Source organism: Catenulispora subtropica (assembly GCF_039531675.1).
Lineage (GTDB): Bacteria > Actinomycetota > Actinomycetes > Streptomycetales > Catenulisporaceae > Catenulispora > Catenulispora subtropica.
Genome location: NZ_BAAAQM010000024.1, coordinates 96,408 through 117,520 on the forward strand (window position 1 = coordinate 96,408; position 21,113 = coordinate 117,520).

The 21,113-nt window shown below is 72.1% G+C and carries 27 protein-coding genes; 19 read left to right on the plus strand and 8 right to left on the minus strand.

Annotation, left to right across the window (positions count from 1 at the left end; translation table 11 throughout):
• The first annotated feature begins 56 nt into the window (after positions 1-56).
• The 4 genes from rplU to proB all read left to right on the plus strand — a co-directional run bounded on the left by rplU (position 57) and on the right by proB (position 3,434).
• Complete coding sequence (rplU, locus tag ABD466_RS21525) at positions 57-377, plus strand: 50S ribosomal protein L21 (protein WP_344658960.1); 321 nt, start codon at positions 57-59, stop codon at positions 375-377.
• Between the two features lie 16 nt (positions 378-393).
• Positions 394-651 carry a 50S ribosomal protein L27 gene (gene rpmA / locus ABD466_RS21530; protein ID WP_344658921.1) on the plus strand — a complete coding sequence of 86 codons (258 nt, stop codon included), beginning with the start codon at positions 394-396 and terminating at the stop codon, positions 649-651.
• 103 nt (positions 652-754) lie between these two features.
• Positions 755-2,260 (plus strand): GTPase ObgE, encoded by a 1,506-nt coding sequence (gene obgE, locus ABD466_RS21535; RefSeq protein WP_344658922.1) that lies wholly within the window; start codon positions 755-757, stop codon positions 2,258-2,260.
• A 70-nt stretch (positions 2,261-2,330) separates the two neighbouring features.
• The gene (gene proB, locus ABD466_RS21540; RefSeq protein WP_344658961.1) at positions 2,331-3,434 is read left to right on the plus strand and encodes a glutamate 5-kinase; all 1,104 of its coding nucleotides are present in this window, start codon (positions 2,331-2,333) and stop codon (positions 3,432-3,434) included.
• Between the two features lie 290 nt (positions 3,435-3,724).
• Here proB and ABD466_RS21545 read toward each other — a convergent pair whose 3' ends face one another.
• Positions 3,725-4,546: a MerR family transcriptional regulator gene (locus ABD466_RS21545; protein ID WP_344658923.1), complete on the minus strand. Its 822-nt coding sequence runs from the start codon at positions 4,544-4,546 to the stop codon at positions 3,725-3,727.
• A 90-nt stretch (positions 4,547-4,636) separates the two neighbouring features.
• Here ABD466_RS21545 and ABD466_RS21550 point away from each other — a divergent pair, with 90 nt between their 5' ends.
• Positions 4,637-5,032 (plus strand): hypothetical protein, encoded by a 396-nt coding sequence (locus ABD466_RS21550; protein WP_344658924.1) that lies wholly within the window; start codon positions 4,637-4,639, stop codon positions 5,030-5,032.
• Here ABD466_RS21550 and ABD466_RS21555 read toward each other — a convergent pair.
• Positions 5,004-5,768 (minus strand): hypothetical protein, encoded by a 765-nt coding sequence (locus ABD466_RS21555; protein WP_344658925.1) that lies wholly within the window; start codon positions 5,766-5,768, stop codon positions 5,004-5,006. The two genes, ABD466_RS21550 and ABD466_RS21555, sit on opposite strands and share 29 nt — an antisense overlap.
• Positions 5,769-5,948: 180 nt before the next feature.
• On the opposite strand from ABD466_RS21555, the gene ABD466_RS21560 reads away from it, so the two are divergent.
• Positions 5,949-7,208 (plus strand): glutamate-5-semialdehyde dehydrogenase, encoded by a 1,260-nt coding sequence (locus ABD466_RS21560; RefSeq protein ID WP_344658926.1) that lies wholly within the window; start codon positions 5,949-5,951, stop codon positions 7,206-7,208.
• A 96-nt stretch (positions 7,209-7,304) separates the two neighbouring features.
• A complete protein-coding gene (locus tag ABD466_RS21565; protein WP_344658927.1) occupies positions 7,305-8,288 on the plus strand; it encodes a hypothetical protein in 984 nt (327 codons plus the stop codon).
• Positions 8,289-8,408: 120 nt separating this feature from the next.
• Here ABD466_RS21565 and ABD466_RS21570 read toward each other — a convergent pair whose 3' ends face one another.
• Positions 8,409-9,491 (minus strand): M48 family metallopeptidase, encoded by a 1,083-nt coding sequence (locus ABD466_RS21570; protein WP_344658928.1) that lies wholly within the window; start codon positions 9,489-9,491, stop codon positions 8,409-8,411.
• A gap of 154 nt (positions 9,492-9,645) precedes the next feature.
• Between ABD466_RS21570 and ABD466_RS21575 the strand changes: the two genes are divergently transcribed.
• From ABD466_RS21575 to ABD466_RS21610, 8 genes are all read left to right on the plus strand, one after another.
• Positions 9,646-9,822: a hypothetical protein gene (locus ABD466_RS21575; RefSeq protein ID WP_344658929.1), complete on the plus strand. Its 177-nt coding sequence runs from the start codon at positions 9,646-9,648 to the stop codon at positions 9,820-9,822.
• Positions 9,823-9,910: 88 nt separating this feature from the next.
• Positions 9,911-10,075 carry a hypothetical protein gene (locus ABD466_RS21580; RefSeq protein ID WP_344658930.1) on the plus strand — a complete coding sequence of 55 codons (165 nt, stop codon included), beginning with the start codon at positions 9,911-9,913 and terminating at the stop codon, positions 10,073-10,075.
• Between the two features lie 38 nt (positions 10,076-10,113).
• Positions 10,114-10,773: a nicotinate-nucleotide adenylyltransferase gene (gene nadD / locus ABD466_RS21585; protein WP_344658931.1), complete on the plus strand. Its 660-nt coding sequence runs from the start codon at positions 10,114-10,116 to the stop codon at positions 10,771-10,773.
• Entirely contained in the window at positions 10,770-12,812 is a 2,043-nt protein-coding gene (locus tag ABD466_RS21590; protein WP_344658932.1) for an LCP family protein, read from the plus strand. Before nadD ends, ABD466_RS21590 begins: the two co-directional genes overlap by 4 nt.
• Positions 12,813-12,878: 66 nt before the next feature.
• Entirely contained in the window at positions 12,879-13,361 is a 483-nt protein-coding gene (gene rsfS / locus ABD466_RS21595) for a ribosome silencing factor (RefSeq protein WP_344658933.1), read from the plus strand.
• Positions 13,362-13,648: 287 nt separating this feature from the next.
• Positions 13,649-14,302, plus strand: coding sequence for a histidine phosphatase family protein (locus ABD466_RS21600; protein ID WP_344658962.1), 654 nt, complete (start codon positions 13,649-13,651; stop codon positions 14,300-14,302).
• Between the two features lie 75 nt (positions 14,303-14,377).
• Entirely contained in the window at positions 14,378-14,857 is a 480-nt protein-coding gene (locus ABD466_RS21605) for a GNAT family N-acetyltransferase (protein WP_344658963.1), read from the plus strand.
• A gap of 60 nt (positions 14,858-14,917) precedes the next feature.
• On the plus strand, positions 14,918-16,267 hold the full coding sequence (locus ABD466_RS21610; RefSeq protein WP_344658934.1) for a cytochrome P450: 1,350 nt from the start codon (positions 14,918-14,920) through the stop codon (positions 16,265-16,267).
• 55 nt (positions 16,268-16,322) lie between these two features.
• Here ABD466_RS21610 and ABD466_RS21615 read toward each other — a convergent pair whose 3' ends face one another.
• Positions 16,323-16,787 carry an NUDIX hydrolase gene (locus ABD466_RS21615; protein WP_425558696.1) on the minus strand — a complete coding sequence of 155 codons (465 nt, stop codon included), beginning with the start codon at positions 16,785-16,787 and terminating at the stop codon, positions 16,323-16,325.
• Positions 16,784-17,125, minus strand: a complete 342-nt coding sequence (locus ABD466_RS21620) for a VOC family protein (protein WP_344658935.1) — start codon at positions 17,123-17,125, stop codon at positions 16,784-16,786. The genes ABD466_RS21615 and ABD466_RS21620 overlap by 4 nt, the downstream gene beginning before the upstream one ends.
• Positions 17,126-17,216: 91 nt before the next feature.
• On the opposite strand from ABD466_RS21620, the gene ABD466_RS21625 reads away from it, so the two are divergent.
• From ABD466_RS21625 to ABD466_RS21635, 3 genes are all read left to right on the plus strand, one after another.
• A complete protein-coding gene (locus tag ABD466_RS21625; RefSeq protein ID WP_344658936.1) occupies positions 17,217-17,744 on the plus strand; it encodes a GNAT family N-acetyltransferase in 528 nt (175 codons plus the stop codon).
• 230 nt (positions 17,745-17,974) lie between these two features.
• Positions 17,975-18,193, plus strand: a complete 219-nt coding sequence (locus ABD466_RS21630; protein WP_344658937.1) for a hypothetical protein — start codon at positions 17,975-17,977, stop codon at positions 18,191-18,193.
• 89 nt (positions 18,194-18,282) lie between these two features.
• Positions 18,283-18,501 carry a hypothetical protein gene (locus ABD466_RS21635; protein WP_344658938.1) on the plus strand — a complete coding sequence of 73 codons (219 nt, stop codon included), beginning with the start codon at positions 18,283-18,285 and terminating at the stop codon, positions 18,499-18,501.
• Here the strand turns inward: ABD466_RS21635 and ABD466_RS21640 are convergent.
• Both ABD466_RS21640 and ABD466_RS21645 read right to left on the minus strand, forming a co-directional pair.
• Positions 18,483-19,208, minus strand: coding sequence for a TetR family transcriptional regulator (locus ABD466_RS21640; RefSeq protein ID WP_344658939.1), 726 nt, complete (start codon positions 19,206-19,208; stop codon positions 18,483-18,485). The two genes, ABD466_RS21635 and ABD466_RS21640, sit on opposite strands and share 19 nt — an antisense overlap.
• Before the next feature lie 95 nt (positions 19,209-19,303).
• Positions 19,304-19,717, minus strand: a complete 414-nt coding sequence (locus ABD466_RS21645; RefSeq protein ID WP_344658940.1) for a VOC family protein — start codon at positions 19,715-19,717, stop codon at positions 19,304-19,306.
• Between the two features lie 58 nt (positions 19,718-19,775).
• On the opposite strand from ABD466_RS21645, the gene ABD466_RS21650 reads away from it, so the two are divergent.
• Complete coding sequence (locus ABD466_RS21650) at positions 19,776-20,246, plus strand: MarR family winged helix-turn-helix transcriptional regulator (protein WP_344658941.1); 471 nt, start codon at positions 19,776-19,778, stop codon at positions 20,244-20,246.
• Positions 20,247-20,308: 62 nt separating this feature from the next.
• Here ABD466_RS21650 and ABD466_RS21655 read toward each other — a convergent pair whose 3' ends face one another.
• The gene (locus ABD466_RS21655) at positions 20,309-21,088 is read right to left on the minus strand and encodes an HAD family acid phosphatase (RefSeq protein ID WP_344658942.1); all 780 of its coding nucleotides are present in this window, start codon (positions 21,086-21,088) and stop codon (positions 20,309-20,311) included.
• Positions 21,089-21,113 lie beyond the last annotated feature (25 nt).

Genomic DNA, 21,113 nt, shown 5'->3' on the forward strand with positions numbered 1-21,113 from the left:
CGCGTGGTATCGACCTAGATCGACCTACAGTCGACGAGAAGAGAGTGAGTTTCGCGGTGTACGCGATCGTCAAGAGCGGCGGGCGGCAGCACAAGGTGGCTGTCGGCGACGTCGTCGAGGTGGACCGCCTCCCCGGCGCCCCCGCCGGCCAGGAAGTCGAGCTGTCCGCGATCCTGCTCGTCGACGGTGACTCGGTCACCAGCGACCCGTGGGTGCTGGAGGGCGTGAAGGTCAAGGCCGAGGTGGTCGAGGAGACCAAGGGCCCGAAGATCCACATCCTCAAGTACCGGAACAAGACCGGCTACCGCGTGCGCCAGGGCCACCGCCAGAAGCACACGCAGATCAAGATCACCGCCATCGACAGCGGAAACAAGTAAGAGGGGCGGCTGAACCATGGCACACAAGAAGGGCGCATCGTCCTCCAAGAACGGCCGCGACTCCAACGCCCAGCGCCTCGGCGTGAAGCGTTTCGGCGGCCAGAGCGTCAACGCCGGCGAGATCATCGTCCGTCAGCGCGGCACCCACTTCCACCCCGGCCTGAACATGGGCCGCGGCAAGGACGACACCCTGTTCGCCCTGGCCGGCGGCAAGGTGGAGTTCGGCACCATGCGCGGTCGCCGCGTCGTGTCGATCGTCCCGGTGGCGGAGTAACCACCGGCGGCGCGAGCCAGCTTTTCTTGGAGGCGGGCCGGGGAATCCCCGGTCCGCCTCCGCTTGTTCTCGAATCGACACGCATAGCAAGGAGGCGCTCACCATGGCGACGTTCGTCGACCGCGTGAAGCTGCACGTCACGGCCGGGAACGGCGGCCACGGCTGCGCCTCGGTCAAGCGGGAGAAGTTCAAGCCCCTCGGCGGCCCGGACGGCGCCAACGGGGGCCGCGGCGGGGACATCGTCCTGGTCGTCGACCCGAACACCAACTCGCTGCTGGACTACCACTTCTCCCCGCACCGCAAGGCCACCAACGGCAAGCCCGGCGGCGGCGACTTCCAGACCGGCGCCAATGGCACCGACCTGGTGCTGCCGGTGCCCTCCGGCACCGTGGTGAAGGACGCGGCCGGCGAAGTGGTCGCGGACCTGGTCGGCACCGGGACCCGCTTCGTCATCGCGCAGGGCGGCGTCGGCGGTCTGGGCAACGCCGCGCTGGCCACCTCCAAGCGCAAGGCGCCGGGCTTCGCGCTGCTCGGCGAGCCGGGGGAGGACGGCGAGTTCACCCTGGAGCTGAAGTCGGTCGCCGACGTCGCCCTGGTCGGCTACCCCAGCGCCGGCAAGTCCTCGCTGATCGCGGCGATGTCCGCGGCCAAGCCGAAGATCGCCGACTACCCGTTCACCACCCTGGTGCCGAACCTGGGCGTGGTCAGCGCCGGCGAGTCGGTCTACACCATCGCCGACGTCCCCGGCCTGATCCCCGGCGCCTCCGACGGCAAGGGCCTGGGCCACGAGTTCCTGCGGCACATCGAGCGCTGCGCGGTGCTGGTGCACGTCCTGGACTGCGCCACCCTGGAGACCGATCGCGACCCGCTCTCCGACCTCGACGTCATCGAGGCCGAGCTGCGCGCCTACGAGGCGGCCCGGGACGAGACCGAGTGGGGTGTCTACGGCAAGCTGTCCGACCGGCCGCGCCTGGTGGTGCTGAACAAGACCGACATCCCCGAGGGCAAGGACCTGGCCGACATCGTCCGGCCGGAGCTGGAGGCCCGCGGCCTGAGCGTCTTCGAGGTCTCCGCGGTGTCCCGCGCCGGCCTGCGCGAGTTGTCCTTCGCCCTGGCCCGGATCGTGGAGGAGGCCCGCGCGCACCGGGTCGAGCCGGAGCCGGAGCGCATCGTCATCCGCCCGAAGGCGGTCGACGAGGTCGGCTTCACCATCACCTACGACGAGCCCGAGGACGCCTACTTCGTGCGCGGCGCGAAGCCGGAGCGCTGGGTCCGGCAGACCGACTTCAACAACGAGGAGGCGGTCGGGTACCTGGCCGACCGGCTCAACAAGCTCGGCGTCGAGGACCAGCTGGTCAAGATGGGCGCGCACGAGGGCGACACGGTCGTCATCGGCGACGGCCCGCGGGCCGTGGTCTTCGACTGGCAGCCCTCCATCCCGACCGGCGCCGCGGCGCTGGGCGTGACCGCCACCGGCGGCCGCCGCGGTGAGGACCCGCGCCTGCACCTGCACGAGGAGCGGCCCACATCGCGAGACGCCGCGTACCGCAAGGCCCACCGGCGCCGCGCCGATGGGACAATCGACGTGTTCACCGACGACGACGAGTAAGACCGAAGAGTAAGGGCCCTGAGCGACCGTGTCCGGCCAGCAGCGAGAAACCGTGTCGTCCCGAGCGGAAGTGACCGACGCCCGGCGGATCGTGGTGAAGGTCGGCTCCTCGTCGCTGACCACCGCGCTCGGCGGCCTGTCCGGTGAGCGCGTCGACGCCCTCGTCGACGCGCTGGCCGGGCGGCTCGGCGTCCCGGGCACCCAGCTGGTGCTGGTGTCCTCCGGCGCCATCGCCGCCGGCCTGGCCCCGCTCGGCCTGCGCCGGCGCCCCAAGGACCTGCCGACCCAGCAGGCCGCCGCCTCGGTCGGCCAGGGCCTGCTGGTCGGCCGGTACACGAACTCCTTCGCGCGCTACGGCCGCACCGTCGGCCAGGTGCTGCTCACCGTCGACGACATGACGCGGCGCTCGCACTACCGGAACGCGCACCAGACCATGGCGCGGCTGCTGGACCTGGACGTCCTGCCGATCGTCAACGAGAACGACACGGTCGCCACCCACGAGATCCGGTTCGGCGACAACGACCGGCTGGCCGCTCTGGTGGCCCACCTGGTGCACGCCGACCTGCTGGTGCTGTTGTCGGACGTCGACGCGCTCTACGACGGCGACCCGGCCGAGCCGGGCACGTCCCAGGTCGCCGACGTGCGCGGCCCCGAGGACCTGGCCGGCATCCGGATCGGCGGCACCGGCAAGGCCGGTGTCGGCACCGGCGGCATGGCGACCAAGGTCGAGGCCGCGCGCATCGCCACCGAGGCCGGGATCCCGGTGGTGCTGACGTCCGCGGCGCACGCCGCCCGCGCGCTGCGCGGCGAGGTGGTCGGCACGCTGTTCCACCGCACCGGCTCGCGGACCCCGACCCGCCTGCTGTGGCTGGCGCACGCCGCCGACACCCGCGGCTCGCTGCGCCTGGACTCCGGCGCGGTGCAGGCGGTGGTCGAGCGGCGGCTGTCGCTGCTGCCGGCCGGGGTGACCGCCGTCGAAGGGTCCTTCAACGCCGGCGATCCGGTCGACCTCGTCGACGACGCCGGGATCCCGGTGGCGCGCGGACTGGTGAACTACGACGCGAGCGAGCTGCCCGAGCTGCTGGGGCGGTCGACACGGGAGCTGGCGGCCGCGCTGGGACCGCAGTACGAGCGGGAGCTGGTGCACCGGGACGACCTGGTCGTGCTGCGCTGACGACAGACGTCTGACTTCGGGTTCCGACACGAAGAGCCGGGCCCGCTGGATGAGCGGCCCCGGCCTTCCGTTCTCTGGACTGTTGAATGACGTCCGTCGTCCCGTCGGCGGGGTCGTCGCCCGGTGACGTGACGAGTTTCAGCAGCCCCTGAGGACCGCCGATCGCGGTCAGGCGCGGTCAGGCACGGTCAGTCGCGATCAGCGGCGCGGGCTCGGGGACCAGGGCGATGACACCCACCTGGCAGCCCGGCCGGAGCAGGGATCCGTTGCACCGGATCCGCAACGGATCCTCAGCCGCCGACCCGGAACACCGGCCAGCACACCTCGGTCCGCCACCGTGTCACGTCCGCGGTGTCCCGCTGCCCCACGAGGTAGTACTCGCGGATCGGGCCCTGGACGGCGAGGGCGTGGCGCGAGACGTAGCCGGCCAGCGCGCCGTAGGCCCGGTCGGACTCGATCGGCGGACCGGAGTGCTCGATCACCGCCAGTTCGGCCGCGGGCACCACGGCCGGCCGCACCCGGCCCACCGCCCGCACCGGGCCGTCGCAGGGGACGAAGATCGTCGCCTCGCCCCGGTGGTCGGTGAACACCTGCTCGGTGAACAGGCCGCCGGCCGGGCCGGTCTGCGCCAGGCCCTGGCTCGCGACCGTCGCGTAGAGCTCACCCAGCGCGCCCTGCATCCACGCGGCGCCGTCGACCATGTCGACCGTCTCCGTGATGGCCGCCGCCCCGGCGTCCGGGACCTCTCGCAGCCGGATGTCCGCCACCGCGTCGTCCGTCGGCGCCAGCAGCGCGCGCAGAGAGGCGACCGCACGCTGGGTCCGGCCGAGCTCGTCCTCCAGCCGGTTCAGGTGCGCGGCGATGTGGCGGTTCCGGGTGCCGACGTCCGGCGCGTCCATGACCGTGCGGATCTCCTCCAGCGGCATCCCCAGCTCGCGGAAGCGGCGGATCACCTGCGCGGACGGGATCTGCGCCGCGGTGTAGCGGCGGTAGCCGGTCGACGGGTCGACGTCCGCCGGCTCCAGCAGACCCAGCTCGTGATAATGCCGCAGGGTCTTGACGGTCAGGTGTGTCGCTCGCGAGAAGTCGCCGATGGTCAGGAACAGGCCCATGATCCGATTGTGGACTCTCCCCCGGGGGGAGAGTCTTGTCCCGCCTTCGGCCTTGACCCTCCTGTTACGGCCGCCCGCAGAGTCATGGCCATGACGAACAGCATCGAGACCACCGAGATCGTGGACCGCTACCTCGCCGTCTGGGCCCTCCCGGACCCCGACGACCGGGCCAAGGCCGTCGCCGAGCTCTGGCGCCCGGACGGCGTCGAGTACATCGAGGGCGTGCAGTATCGCGGGCACGCCGCTCTGACCGGCCGGGTCGCCGAGGCGCACGAGGCCTTCGTCGGCAACGGCGCCTACGTCGCGGTCGGCGGCGAGGACGCCACCCGGCACGGCGACGTCGTCACCTTCACCATCCGCCTCGACCACGCCACCGGCCCGGTCGGTGACACCGCCTGGTCGGCGCGCGTGTTCCTGGTGCTCGCCGAGGACGGCCGGGTGCGGGAGGACTACCAGCTCACGGTGCAGCCGCTGGCGGCGGCGTAGGGACGCGTACGGCGAGCAGGCCGGCGACGACCGCCTCCAGATCGGAGGGCACCTCGCCGCCCCGCACCTCGAACCTGGTCACCAGGTTCTGCTCGCGGACCGGCGGCACGTACGCCGAGATCAGCCGGGGCTGCCCCGCGAAGGGGGAGTCCTCGGCGATCGGCATGACGGCGTACTCCTTCACCAGCCGGACCAGGCCGTCCCGCGCCACCACCCCGTACCGGTAGCACCAGTGGAACGGGTTGTCCCACCCCCGGACCGACGCGGTCAGGCCCCGGTCCGGCATCTCGGCGAGGTAGCACTGCGGGAGCTCGGCGCCGTGGTCGATCGCGTAGGCGCGGACCGCCGGCATCATCCCCTTGATCTGGAGCGTCACCACGGACCGCGGGCTGGTCCGCGCCCGCATGATGAGCGCCAGCGCCGGATCCACGGTCAGCCTCCGGTTCCAGCCGCCCTCGGTGCCGTCCCACGCCAGCCAGCGCTCGGAGCGGAAGCTCTCCAGGCCGGTGCGCTGGATCCGCCACTTCTCGGGCACGGACAGCGCCGACCACGCGCGCTCGACGGGCGCGTCCCACAGCGCCTGCTCGCCCCCGGCGAACGCGAGCAGGTGCGTCGCCGTCAGCGACGCCAGCGCCACGACGTCGCCGGCGGGCCGGCCGGCGGCGCGGTCCAGCAGGTCCCGGACCCCGGGGCCGCTCCACGCCCGCTCCAGCGCCCGGGCCAGTGCTCCGCGCATGCCTGCGCCACCCCCACGGTCGGTCACCGACACCTCACCCGGTGTCCAAGCGGCCTCGACCGTATCAGTACCATGAGTCACCCGCCAACCTCCCAGCGTGACCCGGCCGGCGGCCGCGGCGCCCCGTCCCAGCCCCTGGAACTCCCGCCGCCGCGGCGGCCGCCGCCGTACGCTGGGACCATGACCGATCTGCAGACCGAAGTCCTCGCCAGCGCCCGCCGAGCCAAGAAGGCCGCGGCCGACCTGGCTCAGCGACCGCGCGGCGCCAAGGACGCGGCGCTGCACGCCATGGCCGACGCCCTGCTGGCCCGCACCGCCGAGATCGTCGCGGCCAACGCCCGGGACACCGAGCGGGCCCGGGCCGGCGGCTCCCCGGCCGGCTACGTGGACCGGCTCACGCTCACCGAGCAGCGGGTCGCCGCCATCGCCGAGGCGCTGCGCCAGCTGGCGGCGCTGCCCGACCCGGTGGGGGAGACGGTGCGCGGCACCGTGCTGCCCAACGGCATCGAGCTGCGGCAGGTACGGGTGCCGCTCGGCGTCGTCGGGATCATCTACGAGGCCCGCCCCAACGTCACCGTCGACGCCGCCGGCATCTGCCTGAAGTCCGGCAACGCCGCCCTGCTGCGCGGGTCCAGCTCCGCGAAGGAGTCCAACACCGTGCTCGTCGCCGTCATGCGCGACGCGCTGGCCGCCGCCGGCTTCCCCGCCGACGCCGTCCAGCTCGTCCCCGGCGACTCGCACGAAGCCGTCGGCCACCTGATGGCGGCCCGCGGCCTGGTCGACGTCCTGATCCCGCGCGGCGGCGCGGCGCTGATCCGGTCCGTCGTGGACAACGCCCGCGTCCCGGTCATCGAGACCGGCACCGGCAACTGCCACGTCTACGTCGACGCCTCCGCCGACCTGGACACCGCCCTGCGGATCCTGATCAACGCCAAGACCCAGCGCTACAGCGTCTGCAACGCCGCCGAGTCGCTGCTGGTGCACGCCGACGTCGCCGACGCCTTCCTGCCCGCGGCGCTCGCCGCGCTGGCCGAGAAGGGCGTGACGGTGCACGGCGACAAGCGGGTCGCCGGCTACTCCGCGGCCGTCGTCCCGGCGACCGAGGAGGACTTCGCCGCCGAGTACGAGTCGCTGGACCTGTCGGCGGCCGTCGTGGACTCGCTGGACGCCGCGATCGACCACGTCAACGCCTACAACACCGGCCACACCGACGTGATCGTCACCCGCGACCTGAACGCCGCCCGCGCCTTCCAGCTGCGCGTGGACGCGGCCGCGGTCGGCGTGAACGTCTCGACCCGCTTCACCGACGGCGGCGAGTTCGGTTTCGGCGCCGAGATCGGCATCTCCACGCAGAAGACCCACGCCCGCGGCCCGATGGGCCTTCCGGAGCTCACCTCGACCAAGTACCTGATGGTCGGCGACGGTCAGATCCGCGAGTAGCCCTCCGGCGCCCAGCCGATCAAGGTAGCCTTCCGCCGTCATGTCCACAGTGCGGCGGGGGGCGCCGTGCTCGAACCAGGGTGGGGAAGGCCGTCGGTGGCCAAGCAGAAGGACGAGAACGACCCCGGGGAGGGGCCGATCCTCTCCGACGAGGAGTGGGCGGAGTTCGAGCGGTCGTTCACCAAGGAGTCGACCAAGAGCGCCGCGTACAAGGAGCCGTCGGCCCGGCAGCGTGAGCTGACCGAGCGATGGAAGAGGGAACAGCCCAAGGACACCGGCTGGCGGACTGACGGCCCGACGCAGGACCGGCGTCCGTATCCGGTCGGCGGCCGGCCCGTCGCCACCGTGCCGGCCCGGCGCCGCCGGCCCTGGGTGCGGAACCTGGTCTGGGTCCTGGTGGCCATGCTCGTCACCAGCGCCGTCATCGGCGGCCCGAAGCTGTTCTCCTCGTCGAAGGACTCGGACTCACCGCCGCCGGCCGGTGGCGGGGCGCGCCCGAGCGACCTCCCCTCGGTCCGCTTCACCAGTGGCTCGCTGGACCCGTCGCGGGCGGCGATCGTGGACAAGCCGTGGCCGGCGATCGACGCCGCGGCGGCGTTGCCCGCCTCGATCGCGGTGGGCGGCGCCGGATACCGCCGGCTCACCACCAAGGTCAGCCTGACCTGCACCGAGTCCATGACCCAGGCGCTCGGCGACCTCGTCTTCTCCGGCGCCGGCTGTCAGCAGCTCGCCGCCGGGCTCTACACCTCCCCGGACCGCGGGATGCAGTTCACGGTCTCGGTGCTGTCGATGAAGCGGGCTGAGGACGCCGGCACGGTCGCGGCCGCCCTGAAGATCGGAGGGCTCGACTATCAGCTGGTGGAGCTGGACCCGCCGGCCGGCTCCGGGGTGCCGCCGGTGCCCGACGGCGCTCCCGGCTACACCAGCAGCGTGATGACGGTGCGGTCGGTGGTCGTGGTCGGTGCCCAGTACTCCGACGGCGGCGACCATGACAAGGCCGCTGTGTCCGGACCCGCCGACGCCCTGCTGAAGGCCGTGTCCGACAAGGTCGCCGCTTATGAGCAGGCACAGATCGGCTGACGCGCCGGGTCACCCGTACGACGGAACGGCCCCGGCCCGGAGCATCGCGCTCCGGGCCGGGACCGTGTTCGTGTTCTTGTTCTTGTTCTTCTAGCGAAGGCGCGAGCCCCGGTTCGGGTCTCAGTCCTCGCCGTCCTCGGACTGCGCGCCCGAGCCCTCGGCGTTGCGCCCCGGGCCCCACTTGCGGTACATCGTCTCGCCGATGCGGCTGCCGACCCCGGCCACCTCGTCGGCGAAGCCGCGCACCTTCGACAGCAGCGGGTCGGTGGTCCGCTCGAAGTTCTCCTTGTACTGCCCGGCCGCCGCCTTGGCCTCCTCGCGGACGCTGGCCTGCGGGTCGTCGGCGCGGCGCGGGTAGTCTCCGCCCATCACCCGCTGGTAGTCGCCGGCCTCCACCCACCGCGTCAGCTCCAGGGCGCGGATCGACGTGTAGGGGTGGGTGCGGTTCTGCAGGCTGATCAGCTTCAGGACCGACTCGCGGAAGCCGCCGCCGCCCTCGTGCTCACGGGCCTGCTCCAGGAAGGCGACCGGGTTCATCTCGGCCAGGTGGGAGCCGCCGGCCAGCTTCATCAGGGCCCGCATGGCGGCGTCCAGGTCCTGCTCGACCAGCAGGCCCGCGCGGTCGCAGGAGAGCTCGGCCTTGCGGTACCACTCCAGCAGGGCGTTGATGAACATCTCGATGCCCCACTTGCCGACGGGCATCCAGGTGAGCTTGGTGGCCAGGTTCGTCAACCAGAACAGCATCGTGCGATACACGGCGTGGCCGGAGAGCACGTGCCCGGTCTCGTGGCCGATGACCCAGCGCATCTCCTCCTCGTCCATCAGCTCGTACAGGCCGGTGGACAGGACGATCGTGGGCCGGTCCATGCCGATCGTGTAGGCGAAGGGCTGCGGGTCCTGGACCACGTACATCTCCGGCAGGAAGCCGAGGTCGAGCACGTCGACGGCGTCCTGGAGCATCGCCTGCAGGCGGGTGAACTGCTGGTCGCCGACCTTGACCCCGTCGGCCAGCAGGGACAGCCGGATCTTGCGCTCGTCGATGAAGCCTGAGAGCTTGCGCAGCAGGATGTCGAAGCCGTCGATCTTGCGCAGCGCCACCAGGGCCGTGCGGTCGGCGGGGTGCTCGTACGCGCGCGAGCTGATCCCGGGGAAGCGCCGGCGGCTCCGTTCCGGTGAGTTCTCGGTCCGTTCGCGTTCCGGCATGCCTGGAACCCCCTTGTGTGATGTCTTGGGCTCACAGTAGACCCGACCGTGTCCCCGTAGGATCCCCCGGCGGCGGGCAAGGAGCCTTCTCTCCTAGGGAGGTACGTGCGGACCTGCCAGGGAGTTCCCGGAGAGCGGGGCGTACTGTGGAGACATGCGTTTGGCACAGACCCTCTACCTCGCGGATCCGACCAAGCTGCCTCCGGCCAGCACCGGTCCGCAGGAAGCCGGCTGGCTCCGGTGGTTCTTCGTGGGCGCCGTCGCCCTCATCATCGGCATCGCCTGGCTGTGCTTGCGCGGCTACCGCGACAAGGACTCCGAGGGCCGGTGACGGGCGGTAGCCCGCGCGGCTGACAGTCCCGGCGCGACAGGCACCCCTGCCGAGGCCGCCCACCCCGGCACCCCCTATGCTGACCTCCATGGTCGTCATCACTTCCGCCGCCCACGCCGCGAACGCCCTCCTCGCCGAGGGGGCCGGGGGCAAGGAGCACTCCGGCATCAACCCGCCGCTCAACGGCGCCATCGTGCTGGGCATCCTGCTGGTGCTGCTGTTCATCACCACGCGTCTGAACAAGGATCGGTAGTCCCACGGCCCGCCCCGGACCGGGTAGGGTGACGCGCCATGACCCCTCCTGTCCCGCCGCAGCCGCAGGCCGCGCGGCCTGAGCGCCGCCGCCGGACGCGGCTGGGCGTGATGGGCGGCACCTTCGACCCCGTGCACCACGGCCACCTGGTCGCGGCCAGCGAGGTTGCGAGCCTGTTCGGGCTCGACGAGGTGGTGTTCGTCCCGACCGGGCAGCCGTGGCAGAAGTCCGAGCGCCGGGTCTCCCCGGCCGAGGACCGGTACCTGATGACGGTGATCGCCACCGCGTCCAACCCCCGGTTCTCGGTGAGCCGGGTGGACATCGACCGCGGCGGGCCCACCTACACCATCGACACCCTGCGGGAGCTGTCGGCCGAACGCGGGCCGGACACCGACTTGTTCTTCATCACCGGCGCCGACGCGCTGGAGCAGATCTTCTCCTGGCGCGACGCCGAGGAGCTGTTCGACCTCGCGCACTTCATCGGCGTCACACGGCCCGGCCACCAGCTGGCCGACCCGGGCCTGCCGCCGGGGAAGGTGTCGCTGGTCGAGGTGCCGGCCATGGCCATCTCCTCCACCGGCTGCCGCGAGCGGGTCCGGCACGGGGAGCCGGTCTGGTATCTGGTGCCCGACGGCATCGTGCAGTACATCAACAAGCGGGGGCTCTACCGGGACACCCCAGGGACAGGGACGACATGAGCTGGCCGGGGGAGAACGATCCGCCGACCGGGGGCGGTGGGGGACGCGGACGGCGGCGGCGCGCCGACAGCCCTCCGGAGGACCCGTACGCGGCCGCGCAGAGCCCGGGCGGGACCGGGCGGCGCGGTTCGGGGGAGTTCGAGCGGCCGGCGGAGTACGTGCAGCGGGCCGAACAGGAAGCCGCGGCGTACGACCAGTACAGCGGGTACGCGGATCCGGCGTACTACCCGTCGGGGGGATATCAGCAGCCCCAGGACTCGTACCAGGATCAGTACCAAGAGCAGGACCAGGGGTACCAGGACCAGTACCAGGGGTACTACCAGCAGGATTCGTACCAGCAGCAGCCGCAGACTCCTTACCAGGAGCAGTCGTACGGTTACGCGACACCTGTCTATCCCGAAACGCCGACCCCGTATAGGGACCCCAACTCCTCGGGTTTCTATCAGCCGACGGTTCCGGCACAGCAGCCCTCGTACGAGCCGGCGTCTCAGCAGCCCTCCTACGAACAGCCGGCCTACGAGCAGCCGTCCTACCAGCCGGCGTCTCAGCAGCCCTCCTACGAACAGCCGGCCTACGAGCAGCCCATTGTCGCGCAGCCCACCTCTCCCCCCTCCTTCCCGCCGATGACCGAGCCGGTCGTCGCGCCCGAGAAGGAGGAGAAGGAACCCGAGAACGACGGCGAGATCTCGAACTGGCTCCACTTCCTGGAGGGTGACGCCAAGGCCGAGCGGGCCCGCCGCCGTCGGGTGCGGCTCGTCTCCGCGGTCGTGGCGCTGGTGCTGCTCGTCGTCGGGGGCGGGGCGTGGTTCCTGCTCAGCGGCGACGACAAGCCCAAGGCCACCCAGACCACCGTCCTGCTCCAGGTCAAGGACACGGACGGGAACGCCGTCGGGAACGTCGTGCTGGTCGCGGCCAAGACCGAGGTGGCGGGCAAGACCGACCCGAAGGCCCGGGGGGCGGCGCTGCTGATCCCGTCGGAGCTGACCGTGGAGTCCACGGCGCTGGACAGCCAGCCGTTCGGCGGCGCCATGCCGACCACGTCCCCGGCCGGCAAGGACGCGCTCAGTACGCTGATCGGCGTCGACGTCGACGGCGTGTGGTCGCTGGACCCGCTGACGTTCGCCTCGCTGCTGAACAACCTGATCGGCGTGAAGGTGGACGTCGACCCGGCCTCGGCCGCCGCGATCCTGGGTCCCAACGGCCAGCCGGTGTTCCAGCCCGGTCCGCAGGACATGACCGGGGACAAGGCCGCGTACTACGCCACCTACCGGCCCAAGGGCGAGGCGCCGTCCAAGCAGCTGGCGCGGTTCGCCCAGGTGGTGGACGGCATGCTGGCGCGGATGCCGCACCAGGCCGCCACCACGCAGGCGGTGCTGGACAGCCTGGCCGCCGTGCCGGACCCGGCGCTGCCCAACGACCGGCTGGCCGGGATCCTCACCGCGCTCGGCGGCGAGGAACAGGGCAAGCGCTTCGACCAGCAGACGCTGCCGCTGCGCGGCGACGGTTCCGGTGTGATGGAGCTGGACCAGGCCTCGGCGGTGGTCAAGCAGCTGCTCGGCGGCGCGGCCCGGGCCAAGGACGACGGCGGGCTGACCCGGGTCTCGGTGGCCGACGGCACCGGGCGGCAGGACACCGTCTCCAGTCGCGCGATGGCCGGTTCGAAGCTGCTCGGCACCGGCTACACCCCGGTGGACCAGGGCGTGGTGGCGCCGACGCCGACCACCACGGTGCTGGTGCCGAACCAGGACGCGATGTCGCTCGGCAAGCAGGTGGCCCTGGCGATGGGGCTGCCGGAAGGCGCGGTGAAGGTGCAGCCGTTCGACACCACGCTCACCGACGCCCGGGTGGTGCTCGGCGCGGACTGGACGCAGCTCGGCCAGGTGCCGGCCGACCAGGCTCCGTCGCCGTCGGACGCCACGCCGGGCGGCTCCGGCCAGGTCTCCCCGCCCGGCGGCGCCGCGACCAGCCCCGCGGACGGCAAGTCCAGCACGGCGAAGGCGACCACCTCGCGCCGCCCGACGGCCGGTAACTCCCACTGAGCCGTCCGCCGCGCATGAGATCCTGGTAACCGCCCCGCAAGCAACCACGAACGGAAGACATCCCTCATGACCGCAACCGACCGCGCCCGGGAGCTCGCCATCGCGGCGGCCCAGGCGGCGTCCGACAAGGTGGCCGACGACATCGTCGCGTACGACGTGAGCGACGTGTTCGTGATCACCGACGCCTTCGTCCTGGCCTCCGCCAACAGCGACCGCCAAGTGCGCGCGATCGTCGACGGCATCGAGGAGCGGCTGCTGGAGCTCGGTGCCAAGCCCGCCCGCCGTGAGGGCGAGCAGGAAGGCCGCTGGGTGCTGCTGGACTACATCGACATCGTGGTGCACGTCCAGCACGCCGAGGAGCGCACGTACTACTCGCTCGAGCGGCTGTGGAAGGACTGCCCGCTGATCGAGCTGCCGGAGTCGGTGACGAACGGGCGCAACGAGCGGCCGGCGACGGCGGCGGGCGGCGCGGCGGACGAGGCCGGTACCGACGAGGCCGACGAGGCCGACGAACCCGAAGCGTTGGCCGCGGGCGGTTCGGAGGAGTGAGCGGGAGCGGGATAGGGATAGGGCCGAGGCCCGGCGTCGCCACCGGGTCCGGAGTCCGGGACACTCCGGTCCGGGACACTGCGGTCGGGGACCTGGCCCGGGCCGGCGCGGCGGGGGCGACCGCCGGCGCTGGCGCGGCCAAGCCGGCGTCGCGGCCGACCGGCGCGGCCCGGGCCTCGATCGGCGCATCGGCCGCCGCCTCCGCTGCCGCGACGACTGCGATCAGCGCCGCGGCCCGGGCCGGTGCCGCCGGCGAACCCACCGAGACCGCTCCCTCCGGCTCCGGCGTGGACCGCCGCCCGGCCCCCGGCTCCCGGCAGGTGGTGCTGTGGCGCCACGGCCGCACCGCGTGGAACCTGGAGCGCCGGTTCCAGGGCCAGACCGACATCCCGCTCGACGAGGTGGGCGTGGCCCAGGCCGAGCGCGCGGCCCGCGTCCTGGCGGGCCTGGGCCCGAGCGTCATCGTCGCCTCCGACCTGATCCGCGCCACCCGCACCGCCGAGACCCTGGCCCGCCTCACCGACCTCCCGGTCAGCCTCGACGAGGGCCTCCGCGAAACGTACGCCGGCCGCTGGCAGGGCCTGGACGACGACGAGATCCGCGCCCGCTACGCCGACGAGTTCGAGGCCTTCCGCCGCGGCGAGCGCGTCCGCCGCGGCGGCGGCGAGCTGGAGAGCGAAGTCGCCGACCGCGTGGTCCCCGCGATCCTCAGGGGCCTGGAGAAGGTCCCACCCGGCGGCACCCTCGTGGTCGCCACCCACGGCGGCGCGGCCCGCGTGGCCCTCGGCCGCATGATGGGCCTCCCCGAGGAGCTCTGGGGCGCCCTCGGCGGCCTGTCGAACTGCTGCTGGTCGGTCCTCGGCGAGGCCCGCGCCGGCTGGCGCCTGCTGGAGCACAACGCCGGCTCGCTGCTGGAACCGGTCATCGGCGACGACGAGTAGCCGGACGAGGGTCGTCCGGTTCGGTCGGGTGTGTTCCGGAGCCGGTCCGGCCCGGAGCCGGGGGACGGGGTCCGGATCCCGGTCGCCGCTGTCCGTGATCGTCGGCGCCGTCCTAGCCTGGCCGCCATGCCGCAACCGATCCTCCGCACCGCCACGGCCGCCGACGTCGCCGCCGTTCTCGGGTTCTGGCAGCTGGCCGCCGAGGACGCGCATCGCCCCGCGGACTCGTCCAGCGCGCTCGAAGCCCTTCTCGCCCGCGATCCCGAGGCCCTGCTCCTGGCCGTCGACCCGGCGAGCGGTGAGCTGATCGGCAGTGTCATCGCGGGGTGGGACGGCTGGCGGTGCCACGTCTACCGCCTCGCCGTGCACCCCGACCGCAGGCGTGAAGGTATCGGGCGCCTGCTCGTCGCCGCGGCCGAGGACCGTTTCCGCGCTTTCGGCGGCACCCGGGCCGACGCCATGGTCCTCGACGGGAACGCCCTCGCGCACCACGCGTGGCGGGCCGGTGGCTACGCCCCGCAGCCTGAGTGGTCTCGCTGGGTCAAGGCACTGTGACCTGAGGCGCTTTGCGGTAACGGGCTTTCACCCCGCGCGCCGGTGCGGCACGCTGGACCGGTGACCGTGGAGATTTTCCAGCCGCAGACCTACGCGCACGCGGTGCCCTACGAGCGCTTCGCCGAGCTGCGCCGCACGACGCCGGTGTGCTGGATCGACGAGCCCGCGGTCGGGGCCTGGCCGGAGGGGCCCGGCTACTGGGGCGTGTTCGCGCACGCCGACGTCAAGCGCGTGCTCCGCGACCCCGAGACGTTCTCCTCGCACCTCGGCGGCACCCAGATCCGCGATCCGGAGACCCCCGAGGACCTGCGCTTCGTGCGGGCCATGATGCTCAACCAGGACCCGCCGGCCCAAGCCCGCCTGCGGCGCATCGTCGCCGCCGCGTTCACGCCGCGCGCCGTGCGCCGGCTGGAGGAGACGATCGCGGACCGCGCGCGGGAGCTCGTGGACGCCGTCGTCGACACCGGCCGCGCCGACTTCGTCGAGGTCGCCGCCGACCTGCCGGTGTGGACCCTGGCCCGGATCATGGGCGTGCCGGACCGCGACCGGCGGCTGCTCTACGACTGGGCCAACCGGGTGATCGGCTATCAGGACGCGGAGTACGCCGGGCTCAGCACCGCCGACGCGGAGGCGCTCAGCCCGCTCGGGCGGGAGGCGCTCGCCGCGCGGCCGGCGACGATGACGCGGCCCGACGGGCGGCCGCTCAGCCCGCGCTCGCGCGCCGGACTGGCGGACATGTACGCGTACGCACACGGACTGGCCACCGCCGTCCACGCCCAGAGCGGCGACGGCGGCGAAGGTGGCGATGGTGGCGACCGGCGCGACGGTGGCGACGGGGGCGACGGGGGCGGCATAGTCGGCCGCCTCCTCGCCGAGGGCCTCACCGACGACGAGTTCGAGAACATGTTCTTCCTGTTCGCGGTCGCCGGGAACGAGACCCTCCGCAACGGCATCCCGGGCGGCCTTCTCTGCCTGCTGCGCCACCCCGACCAGTTCGACCGCCTCCGCCGCGACCCCGAGGCCCTGCTGGCCCCCGCGGTCGAAGAGATGCTCCGCCACTGGCCCCCGGTGATGCAGTTCCGCCGCACGGCCACCTGCGACGTCACCCTCGGCGGTCGCGAGATCCGCGCCGGTCAGAAGGTCGTGGTCTACCACGCCTCGGCGAACCGGGACGAGACCGTGTTCCCCGACCCCGACCGCTTCGACGTCGGCCGCACGCCCAACGACCACGTCAGCTTCGGTTTCGGACCGCACTACTGCCTCGGCGCGCACCTGGCGAAGACCCAGATGCGGGCGATGTTCGGCCAGGTCGTCACTCGGATGCCCCGGATCCGGCCGGACGGCGAGCCGGTGCGCCTGACGTCCAACTTCCAGAACGGCCTGAAGCACCTGCCGGTCCGCTGGGACTAGGGAACAGGGACCAGGGACCAAGGACCGACACAGCGGCTAGGGGACGAGGGCGGGACTAACCAGCGGCGAGCAGCGCCTCCAGCCGGTCGATGAACGCCGCCTGCGCGCTGTTGATCTTGGCACGCGCCGCCTCCACGCCGAACCACTCCCCGCGGTCCACCTCGGGGAACACCTGCAAGACCCCCGACCGCGGTGGCCATTCGAGCTCGAAGACGTTGCTCACCAAGCTGGTCACGTCGAAGTCCCCTTCGACGCACCACGCCGACACGACCTTCCCGCTCTTCTGCCGCACCGACCCGAGCTCCACGAGCCGCGCCGCGTCGACCTTCGCTCCGGTCTCTTCCCACAGCTCCCGCACCGCGGCCGTCACAGCGTCCTCGCCGTCGACGTACTCCCCCTTGGGGATCGACCACCATCCCTCATCCCGCCGCGCGAACAGCGGTCCACCCGGGTGCACGAGCAGCACTCGCAACTCCCCGGCCTCGAGCTTGTACATCAGGATCCCGGCACTGCGCTTCACCGCGGCACCTCCCCGAACCCGGCCTCGTTCCCGGCGGGGTCGGTGTACGTGGCCTTCCGCACCCCGTCCCCGTAGCGCTCCTCGTTCACCGGCTCCAGCCCCCGTCCCGCGATGCCGTCCATCGTCTCGTCGAGATCGTCGACGATGAGCGTGAGGGTCCCGTGCCCGGCGTGCTCCGGGCGCCGCACGACATAGACCAGGCGGCCTTCCGCCAGCTCCCAGACCGCCTCGGTCTCGTGCGGGAACGACGACGGCGGCGCGCCGAACAGCTTCTCGTACCACGCCACCGCGGCACCGAAGTCGTCGACGGAGACGCCCGCGAACAGGTGAAGGCTCATCGGCATCCTTCCTCGAACCGGCCGTCGCGAGCGGCCCCGTAGCAGGTCGAACCCGTCGTTCAGGTCTGCCCGGCCAGTATGGTGATCGGCCATGACGAGCCTCGCAGCACTGCGCCCGATATTAGAAGACGACTTGCCGACGCTGGAGCGATTCCTGATCGACCCGGAGGAGGTCGGTCCGTTCGAATGGCACGGGTTCGCCGACCCGGGGCGCTGGCGCAAGAGGTGGGCCGTCAACGGTCTTCTCGACGACGACGGCGGCCAGCTGCTGGTCGTCAGCGACCGTGACGTGCTCGGCTTCGTCGCCTGGCGCAAGATCATCACGGCGCGCGGTTCCTTCTGCTGGAACATCGGAATCGCGCTGCTGGCCGAGCACCGGGGGAAGGGGCACGGGACGACCGCCCAGCGGCTCTTGGTGCAGTACCTGTTCGCCCACACTCAGGTGGCCCGGATCGAGGCGGGAACCAATGTGGCGAACTTCGCCGAGCAACGCGCCCTCGAGAAGGTCGGGTTCACCCGCGAAGGCGTGATGCGGAGCCACGCATTCGGTGGCGGACGCTGGCACGACACGGTGCTCTACAGCATTCTGCGTGACGAGGCGGAAGCGCGATATCCGTGAAGCTCCGGCGAGCCGGTCGTCAGCGCCGAACGGCGACGTGACTCGATACCTGGCATCGGCTCCCGGCCCTGGCCTTCGGCTCGGAGCCGCTGAAGCCCCCTTGTCTCGATCTTGGCGCCGGCTATCGGGTCAAGGTGCCAGCTATCGAGTCCAGTCGCACAAACCCCACGACCTGGGCCATCTCCCCCACCCCCTTGATGCGAACGTTTGTTCGAGTAGGATCGGGAGGCGTGGAACCCCTCATCCCCCTTGCCCGAGCGGTGGCGTCCGAAGTCGACCGGCTGGGTGCCTACCCCGCCGCCGTCCACATCGACGACCGGTTGTCGGTGGTCGTCGTCGAAGGGCTGGCCGGCCCCGAGGTCGCCGCGCTGCTGCAGTACGAGCTGGGGCGGGTGCGGCTGCGGGTGGAGGACGACGGCGCGGGGCGGCTGCGCGTCTACCCGAGTTGAGGGGGCCGTGGCAGGACGCTCGGCGGCTGCAGCGGCCGCCGAGGGACGCCCGACGGGTCGAGCCGCGGGAGAACGCGATCTGGATCCGCGTGGACGGGCGCTGGCTCCCCGGGCACGTCCAGTGCTGGTTCACGCTGCGGGGGCGGTGGGCGTGCTGGCTCGCGTACCAGGCCGACCCGGCGCATCCGACCGTCGCCGCGCTGTGGGGGCTGTTCGAGTACGACCCGGCGGCGATCATCAGCCGGTCGGCGTATCCGAACCCGCCGGAGTCGGGGTGGAGGGGCGGACCTCAGTCCAGCGCTTCCTGAACCCGCTGCACGACCCGCCACATCGGCGTCCCCCGCCGCGCCACGACGACCATGACGTCCTCCTCGGCTTCCCCGCCACGCGGAGCCGACGGCACGTCGTCCGAGTACGTCGCCCGCACCCACTCCAGGGCGTGTTCGACCACTTCGGCCGGGTCGCCCTGCGCGCCGGAACGCAGCCAGCTCCGCAGTGCGTGGTTGTGCGCCGCGACGACGGCCGCCGACACCACGTCGGCCCGCAGACCGCCGTCGGCCCGCCCCGCGAACCGTGCCCGCAGGAACGCCGCCAGCGCGCTCTCGTACCGCCGCACGACCGCCAGCTCGTGCGTCCGCAGCGCCGGTACCTCCCGAGTCAGCCGGTAGCGGGCCAGCGAGAACGCCGGGTCGGCGGCGTACATCGCCAACACCATCCGGGCCGCGTCACACACCCGGGCCACCGGGTCCTGACCGAAACCGGCCTCGTCGGCCAGGAACTCCGACATCTGCCGCAGCGCCCCCTCGTGGTCGGGGAACACCACCGACTCCTTGGACGGGAAGTAGCGGAAGAACGACCGCCGCCCCACCCCGGCGCGCGCCACGATGTCGTCGATCGTCGTGGCGTCGAACCCGTGCTCCCCGAACAGCGCCACCGCCGCGGTCACCAGGGCGTCCCGCATCCCGGAGCGGGAGGCGGGCCCCGGAGCGGGCGCGGGGGAGGCGGGGGTGGACATGGGTGGACGGTAACACCGCCCGGAACGCCTCTCGAATCCGATGCGGCGGGCGTCACACCGGCCGGCCCTGCCGCGTTCGCCCCGCGGTCCTCCGCTCAGCCCGCGTACGACTGCAGCTCGATCAGGTTCCCCTCCGGATCCCGCAGGTGCGCGGTCCGCAGCGTCGGTCCCCAGTCCGGTCGGTCGGTCGGCGCGGCCACCAGCGTCCCTCCGTGCCGCACGCACAGCTCCGCTCCGGCGTCGACGTCCTCGACCCGGCACACGAACATCACGTGGTCCTGCGCGGCGCCCGCCTGCTTCGGCAGATCCGCGGTCCCGACCACGGCGGCGATGTGCGCCCGCTGGAACAGCACCAGGATCGCCTGGTCGTCCACGTCCCAGTTCGCGTAGTAGCCGTCGGCCGTGCCCTTGATCAGCTTCGCGCCGACCAGTGTCGGCAGCACGCCCTGGTAGAACTCGAACATCTCCGGAAACCGGTCCACCAGCAGCCGGGGATGGAGCGCGTCCATGAGGTCCTCCAAATTAGTGGGTGAACACCCATCATGGGTCGTCGCCTATAGTCATACCATGGTCGACCCGCAGGCGCCGCCTCCCTCCCTCACCGCGCTCACCACCTACCTGCTGTCCCGGACCGGCAAGACCGCGCGGTCCCGGCTCGCTGGGCGCTTCGCCGAGCGCCGCCTGCGCCTGTGGCACCACGCCGTCCTCGCCGCCCTGGCCGATTTCGGCCCGCACGCCCAGCGCGAGCTGGCCGTCCGCCTGGCGGTCGACCCCAGTGACATGGCGAAGATCCTCGATGAGCTGGCCGCCGCCGACCGCGTCGACCGCGTCCGCGACCCCGCCGACCGCCGCCGCGTGACGGTCACGCTCACCGAAGCGGGCCGGGCGCTGCTGGCCGAGCTGGACGCCGAGGCCGCCGCGGTCCAGGACGAGGTGCTCGCGCCGCTCGACGGTGATGAGCGGGAGCAGCTGAACGCGCTCCTGGCGAAGGTCTTCGCGCACCTGACCGAGCCGAGCGAGGCCCCGACAGCACCGTGACAACAGCGAGGGCCGGGAGTCCGACGTGGACTCCCGGCCCTCGCTGAATCGTCCCTGCTCGGCTAGGGGATGAAGTACATCGGGTTCGGGATCTTGAACGTCTTGTCGGCGTGGCCGCCGGCCAGGTCGCTCTGCTGGTCGCCGAAGTTCGCGACGATGCGGTAGCCGAGGCTCTCGATGTGCGCGCGGGTACCGCTCTTGTACTGCTCGGTCGTGCAGGTGGCGCCGCACGGCAGGTAGGCCGGCGGGTTGTCCTTGTTCTTCATGAACAGGTTCTGCGCGCCGGCCGCGGGGAAGCCCACCGCCCCGAGGTTCGCCTCGGTGTACGAACGCTGCGACTCCGGCCGCCCGGTGATGTAGAAGACCGTGTAGCCCTCCGCGGCGGCCTTCGTGGCCAGGTCGTTCATGCCGAACACCGCCGGCATCGTCTTGGTCGCGATGTACTGCGCGTTGCTCACCGGGTTGTAGACGAACGTCGTCTCCAACTCGTAGTTGTACGTCGACAGCGACGTGTCGTCCACGTCCAGGATGATGGCCTTCTTCTCGTCGCCGTCGTGCTTGGCCTTGCCGGCCAGGTACTTCTCCGCCTTGCCCTCGATGCCCCCGACCTGGATCGCGTAGTTGCTCTGCGCCGAGGGCCAGTGCTCCCCGGCGGCGTCCACGGTGTCGCCGTAGTAGGCCTTGATGTTCGCGACCTCAGTCGTCATGTTCGTGATCTGCTTGTCGCTGCGCGGTGCGGAGTCGGCCAGCGCCAGCCCTCCGCCGGCCACCACGGCCGCGGCGACGACGGCGCTGAGCACCGCGACTTTGCGGGTCGAGCGCTTCACGGTGTTGTCGAACATGAGGTGACGGCTCCTTCGAGTCAGG